We start from the raw sequence: 17,997 nt of genomic DNA, 5'->3' as shown, positions 1-17,997 counted from the left end.
GATGCTGGCGACACCGGCATATGATATTGCGCTGATCCTGGACAAGGGCCAGCGCGAAACGCAGGAAGACGCGGTTGCATCACGTATGTTTGACGCAGCGAACGCTGGATATGTCGTCGTCGCCGACGGCATGGGCGGGCACGCAGCAGGTGAAGTGGCCTCGGAACTGGTGATCCAGGCCTGGCGTGACTCGCTGGATGCGGAGCTTGAAGCTGGCACACCGTCTGAATCCGCCCTGATCGACGCCCTACCCCTGGCCGCAATGCAGGCCAATGCGGCAATCGCCAACCATTGCGAAGAGCAAGGTGCCGGATTCAACATGGGGTCGACCCTGTTGGGCGTCCTTTTGCTGGGGCGGCGGCTGTTCTGGATCTCGATCGGTGACAGTCCGCTTTACCTGTTCCGGGACGGCACGTTGTCTCAGATCAACGAAGACCACTCAATGGCGCCGGTGATCGATGCTCAGCGGGCCGAGGGCACCCTGACCGAGGCCGAGGCCCTTGCGCATCCCGACCGCAATCAGCTGACATCAGTCATCATGGGGGCGGCAATCCCAAAGGTCGATTGCCCCGAAGACCCGCTCGATCTTACGCCCTCGGATATTTTGGTTTTGGGCAGCGATGGCCTGCAATACCTCAGCAACGCGGAAATTCAGTCCATTCTTCAGGCCAACGCAAACGGACTTGCGCAAGACATCGCCGGAACGCTGCAGAAAGCGCTGAAGACCAAAGGCGATCCGGATCAGGACAACGCTTCGATCGGCGTCGTGAAACTCACAAAAAACTAAACAAGGCAAAGCAACAGGACCCATGAGACCCCATCTGATCATATCCAGCCTGGCACTTGCTGCCGCAGCGGGCACAGCTTCGGCGCAACAGGCGTGCTCAACGTATGAAATTCAACGCGGCGATAGCCTTCGTGAGCTAACTATCGAAGTGTATTCGACCGAAGATTTTCGCATCATCTATGACGCGAACCGGGATGTGATCGGTAATAATCCGAACATCATTCGGGTCGGTGATGTTCTGACGATGCCTTGTCTGGAAGACATCGGGCGTGCTCCGGCCGCTCCGCAAACCGAAGCCGAGGCTATGGCCGCCGAGATGGCCGCAGAGCTGGTTAAGGCTGCCGAAGATCGCGCCGCCAAAGCCATTGCCGAAGCAGAAGCCCGGGTTGCCGAAGCGGAAGCTGAGGCCAAAAAAGCCAGCGAAGACGCGGTTGTTGAAGCAAAAGCCGCAGCTAAGGAAGAAATCGAAGCGGCCCGGGCCGAGGCCGCTGCGCTGATCCGCAACGCGGATGGCGGAGAACGCCCGGAGATCCGTGACCGCCAACTACTGCTGATCACAGGTGGCAACTACGCGCCCTTCACGGACGAAGCGCTGCCAAATCGAGGTCTCTACACCTATCTGGTCGAAACCGCGATGCTGCGCGCCGCGCCCGAGCAGTCCTATAAGATCCAGTTCGTCAACGACTGGTCGTCACATCTGGATCTGCTGATGCCGACTCTGGCGTTCGATGCAACCTTCCCGTGGTCGCGTCCGAACTGCGAAGAGGCCGAGGCTCTGTCGGAAAAGGACCGTGCGCGGTGCGAAACATACAACTTCTCGAACCCGTTCTACGAAGTTGTGGACACGTTCTTTGCCCGCGAAGGTTCGGGCTATGAGCAAACGCTGACATATGCGGATTTTGCGGGCACAACCATTTGCCGTCCCGAAGGCTGGTCACTGTCACATATGGATGCCGTTGGGCTGTACGAACCGGCCATCACGCTTATGCGCCCGGTTTCCCCGGATGAGTGCTTTCATGCACTTATGGACGGCACAACCGATATCGTAGCAATCGAAGCGCACCTGGCTGTCGAAGCGATCGGACGGCTGGGCTATGAGCACCGTATCATCGAGAACCCCAATCTGGCGGCAATCAAGTCGCTTAACGTCATGACCCACAAAGATAATCCGGATGGGGAAGCGATCCTTGAGACGCTCAATCAGGGTCTGGCGATCATGCAGCAATCCGGAGAGTGGCGAGACATCGTTTCAACCGCTCTGCGTCATCAAATGGAAAATGGCTAAGGCCCCAATTGGCCTGACTAAAAAGTCTGGAGGAAGTGGACATGTTTGAATTAAATCTGAAGAAAGTTGTGATGTCGGCCACCGCCGTCACTGCCCTGAGCGCCGGCGCAGCCGCAGCACAGGAAGCCTGTACAAACTACACGGTCGCAGACGGCGACACGATGGCCACCATCGCCATTGCAGCGTACGGCACCTCAAACTATCAGCCGATCTTTAACGCAAACCGCAACATCATCACCAACCCGAACGCACTTGAGCCGGGTCTGGTTCTGGCCCTGCCCTGTGCCGACGGTAGCCTGCCCAACGGTCAGACTGCCCAGGAAATCATCGCGGCGGAAGAAGCCCGTGCAGCCAGCGTCAAGCGTTCGAGCGTCTATCAGCCGCCGATCAAGCTGGTTACAGGTAACGGCTGGGCCCCATTCGCCGATGAATCGCTGAACGGCGGCGGCGCGATCACCCGTCTTGGAACCACCGCGCTGCAGCGTGGCGGCAACGCGCGCGACTATTCGGTCAGCTTCGTCGACGACTGGAACTCGCATCTGGAAACCTTGCTGCCGCTCGGCGCGTTCGACGTGTCGATGGCCTGGAACATGCCGGACTGCACCAACCGTACCTACGAATGGTCCTGGGAAACCGAAGTGCGCTGCACTCAGTTCGACTCGTCCGTTCCGGTTTATGACATCGTGGTTGGCTTCTACACGCTCCCGGAAAGTCAGTATGCAAGCGCTACGACCTTTGATCAGCTTCAAGGCGCCACGGTCTGCCGTATGGACGGCTGGTTCATCCACGATATGGAGCAGGAAGGTCTGCACAACGGCGAAACCATGACGCTGATGCAGCCGATCACCGCGCGCGAATGCCTTGACGCCGTTCTGACCGGCACCGCAGATGTTGCGACCTTCGAAGTTCAGCTGTTCTCGGACACCATGGTGGAAATGGGCCTGAACCAGAACGATCTGGTTGAAAACCCCTTCGTGACCTCGCTGTCCTCGCTGCGCTTCATCAGCCACCGCAGCAACCCGTTCGGCAAGCAGTACCTGGCGATGCTGAACAAAGGCCTGAACGAGATGCGTGAATCCGGCGAATGGTACGCAATCGTTTCGGACACGCTGCGCGAACACAACGAAAAGCTGATGGCAGCTTCAAACTGATCATTCGGAATTCCGAGTGTCCGAGGGCTGGTCTACTGACCAGCCCTTTTTCGTTCAAATCCAGAGGATCAGCGTTTTGTTCTTTGGTGGAACCCGAATGACTACGGGAAACCCCTAATACCGAAAAATTGTCGACGGGTTAACATGGATTCAACTGTACCGGTGAGGCTCTGGCCTTACCACTCACTCAAAAAGGGCCGACTTTGGGGGTCGGCCCTTTTTCGTGCAACTGTCTCAAATAACAAAAACACCCACGCCGCAGGGCCTGGGTACTGTCTATCAGTCGATGATCGCGTTCAGTGTTGCGCTGGGACGCATGACCGCCGCAGTTTTTGCCGGATCGGTGTGATAGTACCCACCCAGGTCCGCTGCCGCACCCTGTGCAGACTCCAGTTCGGACAGAATCTGACCTTCTTTGTCTGCCAGTTCCTTGGCGACCGGAGCAAACTCGGCTGCCAGTTCTGGGTCATCCGACTGCGCGGCCAAAGCTTGGGCCCAGTAACGTGCAAACCAGTAGTGGCTGTCGCGGTTATCGGGCTGACCGACTTTGCGGCTGGGCGACTTGTTGTTGTCCAGAATGCCTTGCGTAGCAGCTTCGGCTGCGGCACCCAGAACACCTGCTTTGGCGTTACCTTTGCTGTCGGCCAGGAAGTTCAGCGATTCACCCAAAGCGCAGAACTCACCCATCGAGTCCCAGCGCAGGTGGTTTTCTTCGACCAGCTGCTGCACGTGTTTCGGTGCCGAACCGCCCGCGCCCGTCTCGAACAGTCCACCGCCATTCATCAGTTTGACGATCGACAGCATTTTGGCCGAGGTGCCCAGTTCCAAAATCGGGAACAGGTCGGTCAGATAATCGCGCAGCACGTTACCGGTAATGGCAATGCTGTCCTTGCCCGCTGTGATGGTCTCCAGCGACTGACGGGTTGCCTCACGCGGGGCCATGATCAGGAACTTGTCAGCTACGCCCGTGGCCTCAAGCGCTGGTTTGACGTACTTGATCAGCTCTGCATCATGGGCGCGGTTCGCATCCAGCCAGAAGATCGCCTCGGAACCGGTCAGGCGCTGACGATCCATCGCCAGTTGAATCCAGTTTTCGATCGGCGCTTTCTTGACGGTGCAGGCACGCCAGATGTCGCCTTTTTCGACGTCATGCGAGTGCAGCACGTCACCATTGGTCAGAACGATACGGATGGTGCCGTCGGCGGGTGCTTCGAAGGTCGTCGGGTGCGAGCCGTATTCCTCGGCCTTTTGCGCCATCAGGCCCACGTTTGCCACGGCACCGGCAGTGGCCGGGTTCAGTGCGCCGTTGGCCTTGAAGAAGTTGATGGTCTCGTCATAGACGGGCGCATAGCAACGATCTGGGATCACGCAGTTGGTGTCGCCCTTGGCGCCGGTCTCATCCCAGCCCTTGCCGCCCGCCCGGATCACAGCGGGCATCGAGGCGTCGATGATCACGTCCGAAGGCACGTGCAGGTTGGTGATACCCTTGTCCGAGTCCACCATGTACATTGAAGGACGGTCTGCCTTGATCGCATCAATTGCCGCCATGATGTCGGCATTGTCTTTCACGCGATCCAACAGATCACCAAGGCCCGAGTTCGGGTTCACACCCAAAGCGTCCAGCTCTGCACCGAACTTCTCGAACACCGGCGCCAGCCAGACCTTTACCGCATAGCCGAAAATGATCGGGTCGGAGACCTTCATCATCGTCGCCTTCATATGCAGCGAGAACATGGTGCCGTCTTTTTTGGTGTCCTCAATCGCGTCCGCCAGAAATGAAGACAGTGCGTTGACCGACATGAAGGTCGCATCGGCAACAGTGCCTTCCGCCAGAGGCCAGGCATCTTTCAGAACAGTCACGCTCCCGTCCTTGCCAACAAATTCGATCTTGGCATCGCCGGCTTGCGCAGCGGTGATGGTGGCGGATTTTTCATTGGCATAGAAATCATTGCCGGACATGGAGGACACTTTTGTTTTGCTGTCCGACATCCATTCGCCCATCGAATGCGGGTTTTTCTGCGCGTAGTTTTTCACGGCCCGGGCGGCACGACGGTCGCTGTTACCTTCACGCAGAACCGGGTTCACGGCCGAACCCTTGATGGCGTCGTAACGCGCGCGGATTGCTTTCTCGTCATCTGTCGAGGGCTCTTCAGGATAGTTCGGGATATCGTAACCCTGCGACTGCAGCTCTTCGATTGCCGCCACCAGCTGCGGGACCGAGGCCGAAATGTTCGGCAGCTTGATCACATTAGCATCGGGGGTTTTTACCAGCTCGCCCAAAGCGGCCAGATCATCGGTGATACGCTGTGCGTCGGTCAGGTTTTCCGGGAAGGTCGCCAGAATACGGCCCGCAAGGGAAATGTCTTTGGTACCAACGCTGACGCCCGCCGCCGAAGCGAACTTGCGAATGATGGGCAGGAACGAGGCGCTGGCCAGCTCGGGCGCTTCGTCTACAATGGTATACAATATGTCGAAGTTCGATTTATCTGCCATATTCTTTTACCTTTTTTAAGCCTTTCGGGGCGTGCGATCCAAGAGTGTGCCACAAATGCGTGGCGAGGGATGGGCGCGTTTAACCTACCGCCCAACGGTGACTCTGTTTTGACAGGGCCTCCCATAAATGACGTTTGGCCCGGGATCAATCGTCTAGAGGCCGCGCAAATTGACACGGGGTTGCTGAAATCGCAGAATTTGAGCGTTCATTGCGTACTAACAACCGCTATTGGCGCGGCATTAGCCTCTTTCCGGAGGCCCATATTTCCTAAAGCCGCTGGTCCGTCCGAGATGATCGAGATACTCGTCTATCGCTTTGTTCAATTGCTGGACAGAGCCCGCCCATGCTTCTTGCGACACCTCTATCCCCGCGCCGCGGATGATACGAAGAATTGCGCGTCGACCGTTTTTTCCTGAATTTTTGAGAAAAGCAGCGATCTCTTTCTTGGCCAGGTCCGGCCGTTCAAGCATTGCTAAAAGCAAATACCGATACATCCATTGTCGGTCTTGCCCAATAACCAGCATGCTATGAGCCTTTTGGTACCATCTTCCGATCAGATTTCTATTGGCCAAGTCGTATTCCAGATGTCGTTCCGCATAATCCTTGACGTATTTGATCCCCTCTTCCTCTATTCCAATTTTCAGGTGAACAATCGCCGGCAGCAATGCTTCGTACTCTATTCCGGGTTTGAGTTGTGCCAGTTGTGTCAGGGCGTTCATCGCACTTTCATGATCGCGGCTAAACATCAGATCGAATTGAACCTGGGTATCATAAACCCAGACTTGATTTGGCCATCGCCGTTTCGCCTCTTTCAGAAACTCTTTTGCACCATCGATCCCATAGAGTTCATGATGCATTCGGTGCAAATACTGGCCCACGTTCTTGTAATCAGGATCGATTTCAAGAACCCGCTCATATCCTTTCATGGCATCGGCATGCTTTCCCTGCCATTCGTCAAATTTCGACTTGTAGAAAAGCCCTGAGATTCTGTCGGGGTCGGATTGCAGCACTTCGGAATAATCCGAGTCCGCAGCGTCGACATTGCCCAAAACGTCATGCACGAAAGCCCGCCTAAGCAGCGAAACTGAGTCACCCGGCAGCGATTTCAAAGCGCTGTTATAGTCCACGATCGCTTTGTCATACCTTTTGCCGCAGTAGTAGGCCCAGCCACGCGCCCTTAGGAGAGCGTTTTGCTGCACGGGGGTTAGTCCCTCCGCATTCATCAGCGTCGTGCAGGCCGCAACCACCTTGGTCAAGCCGCCCTTGTTCCCCAAACATGAAGCGGACAACTGAGAGTAGGAAGGGGTGGAGTTTAACGACAGCAGCAAGGTGGCAAACACAACAATTAATGCTGCAAGGCGTATGTGCATATGGGCTCCGCAGGTGAATACCACTCACCTTAAGGTGGTAGGTAGACACAGATTCTCAAGAGAGGCGCGCAGCCAACTATCTGTAAGTGATACGAAAAAGTCACAGGAGCAATCGCGATGATTGATCAGACTCCCCAGGTATCGCTCAGGCGATATCCGCCCGGCCAGGGATCGTCCGGGTCCAGCATGTGCTGATGCGTGCCAGTGATCCAACCACGGCCGCTAATCTCGGGGATAATGGCCGCGCGCCCGCCGACCTGAGTTTCCTGAACAATCCTGCCGGTAAAGCGCGAACCAATGATCGATATTGCCTCGAACGTCTGGTCAACCCTCATCTGCCCTTTCGCCGCCATTAAAGCCATGCGCGCGGAGACGGCTGTTCCGGTGGGTGAACGGTCGACCTTGCCGGGTTGGATCGCAACGGCGGATTTGCCGCGCAGCCCCGTTGCGGTTTGCCCGAGCGGTCCGCAGAAGGCGCAAAAAGAAATGTGGTTCCAGTCCGGATTGTCTGGATGCGTGAACCCCAATTGTTCATTGGCCGAATTGGTGATCGCGACGCCCAGTCGCGCGATGTCGTGGGCCTCATCCTCAGTTATCTCAAACCCAAGGGATTTGGCGTCGATCACGACAAAACTGTCACCGCCATAGGCTGTGTCAACAGTCAAGGTGCCAATGCCAGGAACTTCCAAAGGGACCGAGAGTTTGTCGACAAAGCTCGGCAGGTTCTGAACGAATACTCGTTCTGCCTTGCCGTCCCGGCATTCGGCTCGCACGCGGACCAGCCCTCCGGGCGCTTCGAGCGTCAGAGTCGTCTCGGGTTCGTGCATCGGGATGATCCCGCCATCCAGCAAAACCGTTGCGACACAGATCGAATTCGAGCCGGACATGGGCGGCGTGTCTTCAGGCTCCATAATGATAAAGGCGGCATCCGCCTCTGGATGAATGGGCGGAACCAGCAGATTGACATGACGAAATACGCCACCGCGGGGCTCGTTCAGCACGAAATTTCGTAGGGTCTGGTCTTGCGCAATGAAAGAGCGTTGCTCCCACAGGGTTTTACCCGGCGGTGGTGATACACCCCCTACGATGACGTCGCCGACCTCGCCTTCCGCGTGGGCAGAAACAACGTGGATGGTTTTGGTGCTGCGCATATGCCCTCATTAAAACCGCGTGGCCGAGTAAGGCACTAGGGAAATCGGAGTCTCGACCGCATCGATCATCGCTCCGACAAGTTCGGCGGTTCCAGCAGATTGGGTCAAGCCCAGATGCCCGTGGCCAAACGCGTAAATAACGCTGAGCGCATTGGGTGAAGCGCCGATTACCGGAAGGCTGTCAGGCATTGAAGGGCGGAACCCCATCCACTGCGTGCCACCTTCAGTTTTCAGGCCCGGCATGAATTCCGTGGCCTTTTTCAGCAGAGTGTCGGCACGCTTGAAATTGGGTGGCAGGGTCAGCCCGCCCAGTTCCACTGCCCCGCCGACACGTACACCGCCATTGATCCTGCTAGCCACAAAGCCGTGGCGCGAAAAGGTCAGGTGCGTTCGCAGGTCAAATGCACCTTCGGGCAACGTCGTGTTGTATCCACGCTCTGTTTCCAGAGGGATGCTATCACCCAAAGTACGAGCGATGTGATGAGACCATGCGCCTGCCGCAATCACCGCTTTGGAAACCTCCAGAGAACCGTTCGAAAATGTGATCCGCACACCATTCTCCAACGGTGCCAGCGCACGAACGTCCCGCCGTTCAATCTGGCCACCTCGGTGGCAGAAGACCTGCGCCAGATGATCCACCCATTTCTTGGGGTCAGTAGTATTCAGCCAGTTCGGAGTAAAACCTGCATGGGTAAAGCGCGCGCTGAGACCGGGTTGCTTTTCTGCTATTGCAGCAGGGCTTTTGAGTAGCTCAAATTCGACCCCATGTTCGCGCCGCAGGTCCCAAGTCGGCAGGCTAGCACGAAATTCTGCATCGCTTTCATACAGCTGCATCTGCCCATCGCGTTGCAGCAACGGTTCTGCTTTCACGAATGGAACCAGCCGTTCCAACGCTTGGCGGGACAGTTCCATCAGGCCCGCTTGTGCGCTCAGCGCGTCCTTGTAGCGACCTGATCGGCTAGCGCGCCAAAAACGGTACATCCAGGGTGCGATTTGCAATGCGTATGCTGGGGGAATAGACAGAGGGCCCAACGGGTCCAGCAGCCACATCGGGGCCTTGCGCATTATACCAGGTGTCGCCAGCGGCTCCACTTCAGAGAACGCAAAAGCCCCCGCATTGCCCGCCGAGGTTTCTGCGGCGACACCTTTCCTATCCACTACAAGAACAGAGTGCCCGCGTCGTTGAAGCTCGAGCGCTGTCGTAATGCCAATAACACCGGCACCGATGACAACAACCTGTGGGGTCATGTCTCGATCCCTGCCCTGAAAGGATCATTTTCGTCGAACAGCAGTTTCGAATCTGCCATGACAAACGCCTGCCCGGTGATTGACGGGATCACGCCCCCTTCCCGACCCGGCTGGTAAGACAATCGATATGTGCTGCCGATAACGCTTTCCTGTACGATCTCCTGTCCGGGTGCCAGGCGCCCATCTGCGGCCAGACAGGCCAGCCGGGCCGAGCTCCCAGTGCCACACGGCGAACGGTCGTAAGTGTCGTCAGGGCAAAGAACGAAGTTGCGACTGTGGACAGACGGGTCCGGCGACGCATCCTGAAAGATGACGTGGTCAATCGGCTCGCCTTCTTCGCCGCCAACCTCCTGCGCAATTGACGCCTTGCGAATGGCGACCGTCATATCGGTCAGCTTCGGGATATTGCCGGGATTCACCGGTATCGGGCTGGGATCGACGATAAAGAACCAGTTTCCTCCGTAAGCCACATCTCCTGTCACTTTGCCGTGACCAGGGACGTCAAGCTCAATGCCTTGGCGAACTCTGCGGCTTTCGATGTTTGTCACGGTGACGGTGTTGCGATCAAGGAGTTCAACCGTCACCACGCCGGCTGGGGTTTCGATCCGATGACTGCCGATGCCAATTCGGTCCATATGCGCCAGCGTTACGGCCAGGCCAATGGTCCCGTGCCCGCACATTCCCAGAACGGCGTCCACGTCGAAGTAGATCACGCCTGTGACACACGTCGGATCAACAGGTTCGACCAGTAAGGCGCCAACCATAGCGGGCTGACCCCGCGGCTCCAACATTACAGATCGATAGAACGCCTCATGCTGGGTCGCCAATCGCCGGGCGCGCTCCGCCAACGATCCGGAGCCTAGATCGGGGGCGCCGTCCAGAATGACACGCGTCGGCTCACCCCCGGTGTGGCTGTCGATCACTCGCATTCAGTGATCACCCCACCCTGCTTGGACCATTCTGCAAACCAGGTGCGGAACAGGTCGTATTGCTGTTCGCAATAGTTACGTTGCGCATCGGTCAATTCATCGGTTTCGTTGAAATGCAGGCGATATTCCGGCTCACCGTTCAGCACCAGCAGGTGCTTGTAGTACAGCACCAGATCCGGCCCTTCGTCAAAACTGGACAGCACTTGAATCGCCTCGGTCAGCTCTTGCGCCCGCTGCCGGGCTTCGGCGTTTCCATCTGCCGCCTTTTTTGACAAGGACGCCAGCAACAAAGCCTCGCGCGGCAGGGCTGTACCGATCCCGGTGATCGACCCAGTCGCACCGCAATTGACAAAGCCGTGGTAGACCTCGGTGTCCACACCCACCATCAGAGTGACCTGATCGTCCTGGCTGGTGATGTTCTCGGCGGCGTAGCGCAGGTCGTCCTTGCCGCCGAACTCCTTGAAGCCAATCAGGTTCGGATGTTCGACGCGCAGGGCAAAGAACAGGTCCGCGCGGGTGGCAAAGCCATAATATGGACTGTTGTAGATGATTGCCGGAACTTCCGGCGCGGCAGACAAGATTGCCTTGAAGTGGTTCCTTTGCGCGGTCGGAGAGCTACCCCGCGACAAAACCCGTGGAATGACCATCAAGCCAACTGCGCCCACCTTTTGCGCATGGGCTGCATGGGCGACAGCGGACTTGGTGTTGATAGCGCCAGTACCGACCACGACGGGCAATCCAGCATCGATCAAGCGTTCGACCCCTTCCATCCGCTGCGCATCGGTCAACAGGGGCCAATCCCCCATTGATCCGCAATAGACCACCGCCGACATGCCCGCTTCAATCATCTGCTTTCCCTTGCGCACCAATGCGTCAAAGTCAGGGGTGCGGTCAGGTTTGCATGGTGTCATCAGCGCCGGCATCGTGCCGGTGAAAACGTTGGTCGACATGGGGTGCTTCCTTAAAACAATCGGCGTTTGGGGCGGCTTGGCAAGCCCTTCGGAATCGCCATAACGGATATTGGATACAAAATCCAGAAAAAAGGAAAACGCGCCTGATCGATGACCAGACGCGCCCAAAAAAAGTTCGCGAAGACGTCAGCGGAGCCTGTAGCCCGTGTCCGGATCAAACAACATAGCCCGTTCAGGACGAACGACGATGCCGATCTTGTCACCCTGCCTGCTGCGCTGGTCGTCCCGCTCCTCGACAATCAGTTTATCTCCGTTCGGCGTCAGCAGGTATGAATAGCTTACACCGCCAAGTGCCTCGGTCAGATCGACTGAGCAAGTGTCGCCCGAACGATCAACTTCGATATGTTCCGGACGGATGCCCAGGGTTACTTTGTCCAATCCCGCAGGCACATTGACTGGGATTGTCAACGGCTCACTAAGCGCCGGGTGCGAAACCTTTCCGTCCACAAAGTCGCAATCTAGAAAGTTCATCGCCGGAGACCCTATGAAACCGGCCACAAATCGGTTGTCGGGATCGCGATACAAGTCCATCGGCGCACCAACTTGCTCAATCCTGCCGTCGCGCAACACCACAATTTTATCGGCCATGGTCATTGCCTCGACCTGATCATGGGTCACATAGATCATGGTCGCACCGATTTCATTGTGTAGCCGTGCAATCTCGACCCGCATTTCAACGCGTAGCTCCGCGTCGAGGTTGGACAGGGGTTCGTCAAACAAAAACACCTCAGGGCCACGAACAATTGCGCGACCGATAGCAACCCGCTGTCGCTGACCGCCAGACAATGCCTTGGGCTTGCGCTTGAGGTACTGGTCAAGCTTCAGGATACTCGACGCTTCCTGAACCTTTTGGTCTATATCAGACTTGGCCACGCCATTCATGCGCAGGCCAAACCCCATGTTTTCGGCTACGGTCATGTGCGGATAGAGGGCATAGGTCTGAAAAACCATCGCAACACCGCGTTTGGCTGGGTCTACATGCGTCACATCGCGTGGACCAATGTGAATTTGGCCCTCCGACGTTTCTTCAAGGCCCGCAATCATCCGCAAGAGAGTGGACTTACCGCACCCCGAGGGACCAACAAACACGCAAAACTCGCCATCCTCGATCTGAAGATCGATACCGTGAATGACTTGAGTCTGGCCGTAGCGTTTAACCGCTTGATTCAGAGTTACACCCGTCATGTTGCTTGCATCCTGTCGTTTTTTACATTCGGGCGGGTTTCGGGAAACCGCCAGGCTTGTGCTTCTGATCCAATCTGCTCGGCGACGCGGCGGACGCGCGGCACCCAGGTTTCCAGTTGATCGAAATCCATTCGTTCCGTGGACCCGGTGACCGAGATTGCGCCCAGCATGCGGCCGGTCGACGTCAGGATCGGACAGGCTATGCAAATGATGCCGGGCTCATGTTCTTCATCGTCGACGGCGTAGCCTCGGTCTCGGATCAATTCCAGATCGGCGCGCAGCGCGTTTTCTGAGGTCAGCGTTTTTTCCGTAAACTGGTGGTAACTCTGCTGAGAAAGCGCCCTGTTTTGCGCATCTTCATCCAGAAACGCCATCATGGCTTTACCAACACCGGTGCAATAGGCCGGACCGACCTTACCGGCCTGCGAAAACATTTCAATCGGCTGGGCCGCGTTGCGTTTGTCCACATACAACACCTGACCGGCATCCAGCTGCGCCAAATGGACGGTTTCCCCCGTCTCGCGGCTGAGAGCGTCCAGAAACGGCCGTGCTATTGGCGCCAAAGAGCTTTGCGTCCACGCGGCGTGGGCCAACCTCACCAAGCGCATTCCGGGCGCATAAGTCTGCCGCTCGGGATCGTAAGACAACATGCCCTGATTGGTCAGGGTTTGCAGAAACCGATAAAGAGTCGCCTTGGGGAAATCGCTGCTGTCCAGCAATTCAGCAAATCGAACCGGGCGGGCAAAAGCCGCGACCTGATCCAGCACATCACATGCTTTTCCTATTGTACCGTCACCAGCCACGGATGTTCATTCTCCTCCCGTTTCCCAAGGCCGTCGGCGCAAGGGTCTTGACAAGACTAACCGAGTCGATGTGTAGTTTTCAATATATAAAACACAGTTTCATTATTTGGAACTAAATGGAAGCTAAGGGAGGAAACCATGCATTCCATGTTCACGCGCACTGCCGCGGCTCTGGCAGCCAGTGTCGCACTCGCTGCACCTGTCGCTGCCGAACTCACCGGCGAACTGAGAATCTTCCTCGACACATCGAACCCCGCGCCGCGTGCGACGATGGAAGCGATGATCGAGCGTTTTGCGGAACAACATCCTGGTCTGGAAATCGAAACCACGGTGATCGACCGTGAAGCGTACAAAACCCAGATCCGGAACTTCCTGACTGCAGATACGCCCGACGTTGCGACGTGGTATGCCGCCAATCGGATGAAACCATACGTTGATGCCGGTCTGTTCGAAGATGTGTCCGACCTGTGGGCCGAGCCGGCGATTGCCGACAACCTCGCGTCGACCAAAGGCGCGATGACCATCGACGGCAAGCAGTGGGGCGTGCCCTACACCTACTACCAGTGGGGTGTCTATTATCGCAAAGACATCTTTGACGAACTGGGTCTGAGTGAGCCGACCACATGGGAAGAAGAGCTGGCAAACTGCCAGAAGATCGTCGACTCAGGCCGGGCCTGCTATACCATCGGCACCAAGTTTCTTTGGACCGCTGGTGGTTGGTTTGACTACTTGAACATGCGAACAAATGGCTTTGATTTTCATCAACAACTGGCCAATGGCGAAGTCAGCTGGGAGGATGACCGTGTCAAGCAAACCTTCGCCAACTGGAAGCAGTTGATCGACATGGGCGCATTCATCGACAACCACCAGACCTATAGCTGGCAAGAGGCTCTGCCCTTCATGGTCAACGGAGAAGCCGCCGCTTATCTGATGGGCAACTTTGCCGTGGCACCGTTGCGCGAGGCTGGCCTGACCGATGATCAACTGGACTTCTACCAGTTCGTCGCGATCAACCCAGATGTTGAACTGGCCGAAGACGCCCCGACCGACACGTTCCACATCCCTGCCAATGCGTCGAACAAAGAAGCAGCACGTGAATTCCTGCGGTTTGTTGTCTCTCCCGACGAACAGACCGAGATCAACAATGGGTCGAACCTGGGCCAGCTGCCGGTCAACGCTCAATCTTCTGTGGACGACGACAAATTCCTGCAGCAAGGCTTCACCATGCTGTCGTCGAACAGCCCCGGTGGCGTTGCCCAATTCTGGGACCGCGATGCACCGGCCGAAATGGCCAAAGTATCGATGGAAGGCTTCCAGGAGTTCATGGTCAAGCCGGACAATGCCGACCGCATCCTGTCCAAGCTGGAACGAGCACGTCAGCGCATCTACGAAAACTGATGAGTAGCTGCGGCCCCGCACCATGCTGGGCCGCACTTGAACCAATTTCCAGGCGGGTTGCGTCCCGCCTGCCCCTCGACCCCAGAGATTTCTCATGACCGTTGCCGTCGATATCCCCGAACAGGAAAGCTGGTTCCACAGAAACCAACAGCGCATTGCGCCCTGGCTATTTCTGGCACCGGGCCTGCTTTTCTTCATGGTCTACGTGATCATTCCGGTGTTCCAATCCTTCAACCTGTCGCTCTATGAGTGGGACGGGCTTGGGGCGGCGGAATATGTCGGCTTTCGAAACTACGAAGACCTTTATTGGGAGTGGGTTGACCGCGATGCGTTCTATACTTCGCTCAAGAACAACCTGATCTGGCTGATCCTGTATCTTCTGGCAATCCCGGCAGGCTTGTTCATCGCGTTGTTCCTGAACCAGACCGTCTGGGGCATTCGCCTGTACAAGTCGCTGTTTTTCTTCCCGTTTGTTATTTCACAGGTCGTCGTCGGCCTTGTTTTCACGTGGTTCTACGATCCGACCTTTGGTCTGTTGAATGAGTTCCTCAGCCTATTTGGTCTCGGCCCGCTAAACGTTCTAGGCGACGAACGGTTTGTTACGTACGGCATCATCTTCGCCGGTCTTTGGCCACAAACGGCCTATTGTATGATCCTGTATCTGACCGGCCTGAACGCCGTCGACCCCGAGCAGATCGAGGCAGGTCGCCTGGACGGGGCAAAGGGCTTTCGGATGCTCTGGCACATCATCCTTCCGCAACTGCGCCCCGCGACTTTCATCGCCTTTGTCGTGACGATCATCGGCGCTCTGCGCTCCTTCGACCTGATCTCGATCATGACCCAGGGCGGTCCGTTCGGGTCGTCCCGCGTACTAGCCTATTACATGTTCGAGGTCGCCTTGTCCGAATACGGCTTCCGCATGGGATATGGCGCTGCTATCGCGGTGATCCTGTTCCTCATCATGCTGTGCTTCATCGCTTATTTCCTGTGGTCGATGTACCGCGAAGAAAAGGGGCACTGAGATGTTTCCCAAACCTATCGAAAAACAACCCCGCGCGGCGCAAATCACCTATCAGGCCATGCTGCCTTTGGCACTGTTGCTTTGGCTGGGGCCTCTGCTTGCAGTCGCGTTGTTTTCGGTCAAACCCGCGGCCGATTTTACCAACGCCAATTACTGGGGCATGCCATCCAGTTTTGAAGGCGCTTTCAACTATGGGCAGGTCTTCTTCAACTCGGACATGCCACGGTATCTGATGAATTCGTTCCTGATCACCATCCCAACGGTGATCGGAGCCGTCGCGCTGAGTTGCATGACCGGCTTTGCGCTGGGAATCTACAAATTCAAATCGAACCTCTGGATTTTCTTCATGTTCGTTGCGGGCAACTTCGTACCGTTCCAGATTCTGATGGTTCCGGTGCGCGATCTGACCCTGCAACTGGGCCTCTACAACACCAAAACCGGGCTGGTCCTGTTCCACATCGCGTTTCAAACCGGGTTCTGCACGCTGTTCATGCGCAACTTCATCCGCGCCCTGCCCTTTGAACTGATCGAAGCGGCGCGCGTTGAAGGTATCAGCGAATGGCGGATCTTCTGGTACGTTGTTCTTCCCTTGATGAAACCCGCCATTGCGGCGCTCAGCGTGCTGATCTTTACCTTTATCTGGAACGACTACTTCTGGGCTGTTGTCCTGACCCAAGGCGCAGAAAGCCAACCTGTGACCGCCGGGATCACCAGCTTTAACGCGCAATTTCGCGCAGCCTATCAGTTAATGAGTGCCGGCTCCATCGTCGCGGCGCTGCCGCCGGTGGCCATGTTCTTCCTCATGCAGAAACACTTCATCGCGGGCCTGACCCTCGGAGCTGTAAAATGACAAAAATTACCTTCATCGGCGCGGGCTCCACGATCTTCATGCAGAATATCGTGGGCGACGCTCTGCTGACCCCAGCGCTTGCCAACAGCCACTTTGCGCTGATGGATATCGATACGGTACGTCTTGCCGAAAGTGAAGCCGTAGCCAAGGCAATGATACGCTCTGTCGGAACCGGTGCTACCGTGTCCACTCACACTGATCGCCGTGCCGCGTTGGACGGTGCAGATTTCGTCATCACGGCCTTTCAGGTCGGGGGATACGAGCCTTGCACAGTGACGGATTTCGAAATCCCCAAGCAATACGGCTTGCGCCAGACCATTGCGGATACACTGGGTGTTGGCGGCATCATGCGCGGCCTGCGTACGGTTCCGGTACTGTGGGATGTGGCACAGGACATGATGCAGCTCTGCCCGAACGCGACGCTGCTGCAATACGTCAATCCTATGGCCATCAATACGTGGGCCCTGGCCGAGCGGTTCCCGGCGCTGAAACATGTGGGGCTTTGTCATTCGGTACAAAACACGGTTGAGGAACTGGCCCACGATCTGGACCTGCCGAAGTCCGAATTCCGGTACAAAGTCGCCGGTGTGAACCACGTCGCCTTCTTCTTGCGGCTGGAACACGAAGGCCGTGATCTCTATCCGGCGTTGCGTCAGGGCTATGCCAACGGGCGCATCCCCAAACCACCGCTACTGATGCCGCGCTGTCCCAACAAAGTGCGGTACGAGGTGATGGACCATCTGGGTTATTTCTGCACCGAAAGTTCGGAGCATCTGGCCGAATACGTTCCCTGGTTCATCAAAGACGGACGGCAAGATCTGATCGAGCAGTTCAGTATCCCTCTGGATGAATATCCAACCCGATGCGAGGAACAGGTCGCAAACTGGAAAGAACAGGCCAAAACCCTGACCGACGGGCGTAATATCGAGGTCGTCCGCAGCCACGAATTTGCGGCCGATCTTATGAACGCGATCGCAACTGACACCCCTTATGTGGCTTACGGCAACCTGCCCAACACCGGTCAAATTCCGCAACTGCCTTTGGGCGCTGCGGTCGAAACACCGTGCCTTGTGGATTCCAATGGCGTTCAGCCATCGGTCGTCACGGACATTCCCCCGCAGCTGGTCGCCCTGATGCGCACGCAGATCAACGTGCAAGAGCTGACAGTGCGGGCTTTGGTTGAGCAGAACCCCGAACATATCTATCACGCGGCCATGATGGATCCTCATACAGCTGCCGAGCTGGATCTGCGGCAGATCCGCAGCATGGTAAATGATCTGTTAGTCGCGCACGCCGATTGGTTGCCCGATTGGTGCAAACCCGCCAAGGCCGCCTGAACCGAACTTTAGAAGGC

The 17,997-nt window shown here is 56.8% G+C and carries 15 protein-coding genes; 7 read left to right on the top strand and 8 right to left on the bottom strand.

The annotated features are described in order from the left end of the window. Window position 1: 1 nt before the first annotated feature. From ACR0J0_RS12800 to ACR0J0_RS12790, 3 genes are read left to right on the top strand one after another with little or no spacing between them, the layout of a single operon-like run. Window positions 2-787 (top strand): PP2C family protein-serine/threonine phosphatase, encoded by a 786-nt coding sequence (locus ACR0J0_RS12800; RefSeq protein ID WP_480664511.1) that lies wholly within the window; start codon window positions 2-4, stop codon window positions 785-787. A 22-nt stretch (window positions 788-809) separates the two neighbouring features. Continuing rightward, entirely contained in the window at window positions 810-2,072 is a 1,263-nt protein-coding gene (locus ACR0J0_RS12795; protein ID WP_480664510.1) for a type 2 periplasmic-binding domain-containing protein, read from the top strand. A 41-nt stretch (window positions 2,073-2,113) separates the two neighbouring features. After that, on the top strand, window positions 2,114-3,223 hold the full coding sequence (locus tag ACR0J0_RS12790) for a peptidoglycan-binding protein LysM (RefSeq protein WP_480664508.1): 1,110 nt from the start codon (window positions 2,114-2,116) through the stop codon (window positions 3,221-3,223). A 279-nt stretch (window positions 3,224-3,502) separates the two neighbouring features. Here ACR0J0_RS12790 and ACR0J0_RS12785 read toward each other — a convergent pair whose 3' ends face one another. The 8 genes from ACR0J0_RS12785 to ACR0J0_RS12750 form a co-directional block, all read right to left on the bottom strand. Further along, complete coding sequence (locus ACR0J0_RS12785) at window positions 3,503-5,716, bottom strand: NADP-dependent isocitrate dehydrogenase (RefSeq protein WP_480664506.1); 2,214 nt, start codon at window positions 5,714-5,716, stop codon at window positions 3,503-3,505. Window positions 5,717-5,956: 240 nt separating this feature from the next. Next, window positions 5,957-7,087, bottom strand: a complete 1,131-nt coding sequence (locus tag ACR0J0_RS12780; protein WP_480664504.1) for a tetratricopeptide repeat protein — start codon at window positions 7,085-7,087, stop codon at window positions 5,957-5,959. A gap of 125 nt (window positions 7,088-7,212) precedes the next feature. Beyond that, window positions 7,213-8,238 carry a trans-3-hydroxy-L-proline dehydratase gene (locus tag ACR0J0_RS12775; RefSeq protein ID WP_480664502.1) on the bottom strand — a complete coding sequence of 342 codons (1,026 nt, stop codon included), beginning with the start codon at window positions 8,236-8,238 and terminating at the stop codon, window positions 7,213-7,215. Between the two features lie 9 nt (window positions 8,239-8,247). Continuing rightward, window positions 8,248-9,486, bottom strand: coding sequence for an NAD(P)/FAD-dependent oxidoreductase (locus ACR0J0_RS12770; protein WP_480664500.1), 1,239 nt, complete (start codon window positions 9,484-9,486; stop codon window positions 8,248-8,250). After that, complete coding sequence (locus tag ACR0J0_RS12765; RefSeq protein WP_480664498.1) at window positions 9,483-10,415, bottom strand: 4-hydroxyproline epimerase; 933 nt, start codon at window positions 10,413-10,415, stop codon at window positions 9,483-9,485. Before ACR0J0_RS12765 ends, ACR0J0_RS12770 begins: the two co-directional genes overlap by 4 nt. Next, window positions 10,406-11,365, bottom strand: a complete 960-nt coding sequence (locus ACR0J0_RS12760; RefSeq protein WP_480664496.1) for a dihydrodipicolinate synthase family protein — start codon at window positions 11,363-11,365, stop codon at window positions 10,406-10,408. The genes ACR0J0_RS12765 and ACR0J0_RS12760 overlap by 10 nt, the downstream gene beginning before the upstream one ends. 147 nt (window positions 11,366-11,512) lie before the next feature. After that, window positions 11,513-12,571, bottom strand: coding sequence for an ABC transporter ATP-binding protein (locus tag ACR0J0_RS12755; protein WP_480664494.1), 1,059 nt, complete (start codon window positions 12,569-12,571; stop codon window positions 11,513-11,515). Then, a complete protein-coding gene (locus ACR0J0_RS12750; RefSeq protein ID WP_480664492.1) occupies window positions 12,568-13,374 on the bottom strand; it encodes an IclR family transcriptional regulator in 807 nt (268 codons plus the stop codon). The genes ACR0J0_RS12755 and ACR0J0_RS12750 overlap by 4 nt, the downstream gene beginning before the upstream one ends. 138 nt (window positions 13,375-13,512) lie before the next feature. On the opposite strand from ACR0J0_RS12750, the gene ACR0J0_RS12745 reads away from it, so the two are divergent. The 4 genes from ACR0J0_RS12745 to melA all read left to right on the top strand — a co-directional run bounded on the left by ACR0J0_RS12745 (window position 13,513) and on the right by melA (window position 17,980). Beyond that, window positions 13,513-14,772 carry an ABC transporter substrate-binding protein gene (locus ACR0J0_RS12745; protein ID WP_480664490.1) on the top strand — a complete coding sequence of 420 codons (1,260 nt, stop codon included), beginning with the start codon at window positions 13,513-13,515 and terminating at the stop codon, window positions 14,770-14,772. A 94-nt stretch (window positions 14,773-14,866) separates the two neighbouring features. After that, the gene (locus tag ACR0J0_RS12740; RefSeq protein ID WP_480664488.1) at window positions 14,867-15,793 is read left to right on the top strand and encodes a carbohydrate ABC transporter permease; all 927 of its coding nucleotides are present in this window, start codon (window positions 14,867-14,869) and stop codon (window positions 15,791-15,793) included. A gap of 1 nt (window position 15,794) precedes the next feature. Continuing rightward, complete coding sequence (locus ACR0J0_RS12735; protein ID WP_480664486.1) at window positions 15,795-16,643, top strand: carbohydrate ABC transporter permease; 849 nt, start codon at window positions 15,795-15,797, stop codon at window positions 16,641-16,643. After that, on the top strand, window positions 16,640-17,980 hold the full coding sequence (gene melA, locus ACR0J0_RS12730; protein ID WP_480664484.1) for an alpha-galactosidase: 1,341 nt from the start codon (window positions 16,640-16,642) through the stop codon (window positions 17,978-17,980). Before ACR0J0_RS12735 ends, melA begins: the two co-directional genes overlap by 4 nt. The last annotated feature ends 17 nt before the right edge of the window (window positions 17,981-17,997 follow it).

The sequence above is a fragment of the Ruegeria sp. BF12 genome (assembly GCF_056538705.1).
The sequence above is the reverse complement of the archived record's forward strand: the minus strand, read 5'-3'. Positions and strand labels throughout refer to the sequence as shown.